6 protein-coding genes are annotated in these 3260 nt (G+C 64.6%); all 6 read left to right on the plus strand.

Annotation, left to right across the window (positions count from 1 at the left end; all coding sequences use genetic code 11):
* Positions 1 to 419 (plus strand): hypothetical protein (locus tag ACE3OH_RS21030; protein WP_374357824.1); only part of this gene is annotated, 419 nt, incomplete at its 5' end.
* Positions 419 to 1627 carry a type II secretion system inner membrane protein GspF gene (gene gspF / locus ACE3OH_RS21035; protein WP_374357827.1) on the plus strand — a complete coding sequence of 403 codons (1209 nt, stop codon included), beginning with the start codon at positions 419 to 421 and terminating at the stop codon, positions 1625 to 1627. The genes ACE3OH_RS21030 and gspF, both read left to right, overlap by 1 nt.
* A 2-nt stretch (positions 1628 to 1629) precedes the next feature.
* Positions 1630 to 1974, plus strand: coding sequence for a nucleotide pyrophosphohydrolase (locus ACE3OH_RS21040; protein WP_374357830.1), 345 nt, complete (start codon positions 1630 to 1632; stop codon positions 1972 to 1974).
* A 4-nt stretch (positions 1975 to 1978) separates the two neighbouring features.
* Complete coding sequence (gene gspG / locus ACE3OH_RS21045) at positions 1979 to 2398, plus strand: type II secretion system major pseudopilin GspG (protein WP_374357833.1); 420 nt, start codon at positions 1979 to 1981, stop codon at positions 2396 to 2398.
* Between the two features lie 38 nt (positions 2399 to 2436).
* On the plus strand, positions 2437 to 2940 hold the full coding sequence (gspH, locus tag ACE3OH_RS21050; RefSeq protein ID WP_374357836.1) for a type II secretion system minor pseudopilin GspH: 504 nt from the start codon (positions 2437 to 2439) through the stop codon (positions 2938 to 2940).
* The coding region (gene gspI / locus ACE3OH_RS21055; protein ID WP_374357838.1) for a type II secretion system minor pseudopilin GspI at positions 2937 to 3260 on the plus strand (324 nt) is incomplete at its 3' end. The genes gspH and gspI, both read left to right, overlap by 4 nt.

Consider the following 3260-nt stretch of genomic DNA (forward strand, 5'->3'; position numbering starts at 1 on the left):
TGTTCAGCCTGGTGCTGAACTGGATACACACCATCATCATGAGCCTGTTTCTGGGCTGGTGGCTGCGCCTCGGCAATCGCTGGCAGGATCGCGACAGCAGCCTGTTCCCCTTGATGGTGCTGGTAGCCCTGCCCACGGTGCTGGCGCCCTTGCTGATGCTGCTGCCCGATGCGGCTGCCGGTGCCGTGCTGGTATTGCTGGCGATCTATCAGACGGCGGTGCTGCTCAGCGCCCTGACCCGTGCCACCGGGGTGAAGCTTGGCCATGTGATTGTCGGTCGGCTGGCGTTCTTGCCGCTTGAATTGCTGCTGTGGATGGTGGCGATGAGTTTTGCCGCCAGCCTGGGCTGGATCGATCTCGATGCGATGAGCAAGCAGCTGCAGGCGCCCGCCACCAGCACCCAACCGGGAGCGCTGTAATGGCCGGATTTCGCTACCAGGCCATTGATGGTGCCGGCAAGGCGCTCGACGGCATCATCGAGGCGGACAATGCACGCTCGGCCCGTGCCAGCCTGCGCGAGCAGGGCCTGTGGGTGTCGGAGCTGGAAGAGTTGCAGCAGGCGTCGGCGGGAGCGAAGGAAAGCCGCCAAGCCGGGGTGTCCACCGCCGAATTGGCGCTGATCACCCGCCAGTTCGCCACCTTGCTCGATGCCGGCCTCACCATCGAGCGGGCGCTGACCGTGCTGATCGAGCAGGCAGAAAACCAGCGCGCCCGCCATGTATTGGCCGGGGTGCGCAGCGAGGTGCTGGCCGGCGCGCCGATGTCGGTGGCGATGGCGCGCCATCCCAAGGTTTTCCCCGAGCTGTACCGCACCATCATTCGCGCCGGCGAGGAGTCGGGCAAGGCCGCCGGTGTCATGGCGCGGCTGGCCGACTATATCGAAGCGCGCCAGGCGCTCACCAGCAAGGTGGCGCTGGCCTTTGTCTACCCGATCGTGGTGCTGTCGGTGTGCTTTATCGTCATTGTCGGCATGCTGTATTGGGTGGTGCCGACCATGGTGACGGCGTTTCAGAACGCGCACCAGAAGCTGCCCCTGCTGACCCGCGCCTTGCTGGCGCTGTCTGGCGCGGTGCGCGAATACGGCGGCTTGGGCTTGCTGCTGCTGCTGGCGATCGGTGCGCTGGTCGCCTGGGCCTGGCGCAGCGAAGCGGTGCGCTGGTGGGCCGATAGTGTGTCGCTGCGCCTGCCCTTGATCGGGCGCCTTAACCGTGCCGGCAATACCGCCAGGCTGGCCAGCACGCTGTCCATTCTTGCCGGTAGCGGCGTACCGCTACTCAAGGCGCTGGAGGCAGCCGCCGGGGTGGTGGGCAACCGTGTGCTGCGCGGCGCGGTGGCCGATGCGGCACGCGATGTGCGCGAAGGGGCGACTCTATCCAATGCGCTGGGGCGCAAGAAACTGTTTCCGCCGGTGCTGATCCATCTGGTAGGCAGCGGCGAGGCCAGCGGCCGGCTCGACATCATGCTCGATCGCGCTGCCCAGCAGCAGGCAGGCGAATTGGAACGACGCGTCGCCACCTTTACCAGCCTGCTCGGCCCGGTGATGGTGCTGTTGATGGGCGGGGTGGTGCTGCTGATCGTGCTGGCCATCCTGCTGCCGGTATTTGATATGAACCAGTTGGTGAAATAGGCATGCAAGACAATGCAACAACTCTGGCCGAGCTGAAGGCGCGGGTTCTGGCGTTTGCCCAGGCACGCGATTGGCAGGCGTTTCACAGTGGCAAGAATCTGGCGATGAGCATCGCCATCGAGGCTGCCGAGTTGATGGAGCATTTCCAGTGGTCGCCACCGGCGCCCGAGTCCATCAACAAGCAGGAAGTGGCGGAAGAGCTGGCCGATGTATTGATCTATGCCCTGGCATTTGCCAACCGGTTGGAGATCGATGTGGCGGCGGCAATTTCTGCCAAGCTGGACAAAAACGAGACCCGCTTTCCGGCCACGGTGCGCGGGCAAATCATCAAGACAAAGGAGCAGTAAAGCGATGCGCAAGCGGCAAGCTGGTTTTACCTTGATCGAAATCCTGGTGGTGATCGTCATCCTCGCCATCCTCGGTGCCCTGGTGGTGCCGAAAATCATGAATCGCCCCGATGAGGCGCGGGTAGTGGCGGCCAAGCAGGATGTGCAGGCCATTGTGCAGGCGCTCAAGCTGTACAAGCTCGACAACGGCGTCTACCCGAGCAATGAGCAGGGCTTGAAGGCGCTGGTGGAGAAGCCGACCACCGGCAGCATTCCCGCCAACTGGAAGTCCTATCTGGACAAGTTGCCGCAAGACCCGTGGGGCCATTCCTATATCTACCTGAGCCCGGGCCTGAAGGGCGACATCGATGTAATGAGCTATGGCGCCGATGGCCAGGCCGGCGGCGAGGGCAATGACGCCGATATCGGCTCGTGGATGCAATAAGGCCGATGCGCCGCCGGTCGTCCCCGCCGCCGTATCTTGTGGCTGCCTGCGGCCGCAGGCAGCCAGGCTTTACGCTGATCGAAATCCTGGTGGTGCTGGTGATCATCACCATCATCGTCACCATGGCGGTGGTGCGCTTTGGCCCGAACGACGGCGATATCGCCCAGCGCGAGGCGGAGCGCCTGGCCTTGCTGTTCGAAACGGTACGCGACGAGGCGATCGCCAGTGGTAGCACCCTGGGCTGGTCGGCCGATGACAACCTGGCCGGCTACCGCTTCTGGCAGCAAGCGGCAGGCGCGCAGTGGCAGCCAGCGAGCGACATCGAGTCGCTGCGGCCGCGCCAGCTGCCGGTCAATACCCGCATCGAGGCGGTCACCGTCAATCTGGCCGCCCTTGGCAAGGAGGCCAAAGTCGTGTTTGCCCCGTCCGGCGTCAATGCGCCGTTCAGTCTCGATATCCGCAGTGGCGAGGCGGTGCGCCATCTGGTGGCCGACCCGCTTGGTCGCATCAGTGTGGCGGCACCCGCCGTGGCGGCGCCATGAAGTGCGTACGCGGCTTCACCCTGATCGAAGTGCTGGTCGCCCTGGTGGTGCTGGGCGTAGCCATGGCCGCCGCGACGCGTGCCACGCTGGCGGTGACCGATGGCTCGCTTGCCCTGCGCCGCCATCTGGCTGGCGGCTGGGTGGCGCAGAACCGCATCAACAACTATGTGATCCGTGGCGAATTTCCGGCACTGGGCACCCGCGATGGACAAGAAAAGCAGGCCGGCATGGACTTCGCCTGGCATGAAACGGTGTCGGAAACGCCGGATCGCGCCTTCCACCGGGTGGAAATCAAGGTGGGCAAACCGGGGGAGGAGCAT

Origin of the sequence: Chitinimonas sp. (assembly GCF_041904975.1) — a bacterium.
Lineage (GTDB): Bacteria > Pseudomonadota > Gammaproteobacteria > Burkholderiales > Chitinimonadaceae > Chitinimonas.

What these genes read in the sequence shown, in the direction of transcription:
- gspG (WP_374357833.1), top strand. Translation starts at nt 1,979, where the DNA reads ATGCGCAAGCGGCAAGCTGGTTTTACCTTGATCGAAATCCTGGTGGTG.
- ACE3OH_RS21040 (WP_374357830.1), top strand. Translation starts at nt 1,630, where the DNA reads ATGCAAGACAATGCAACAACTCTGGCCGAGCTGAAGGCGCGGGTTCTG.
- gspF (WP_374357827.1), top strand. Translation starts at nt 419, where the DNA reads ATGGCCGGATTTCGCTACCAGGCCATTGATGGTGCCGGCAAGGCGCTC.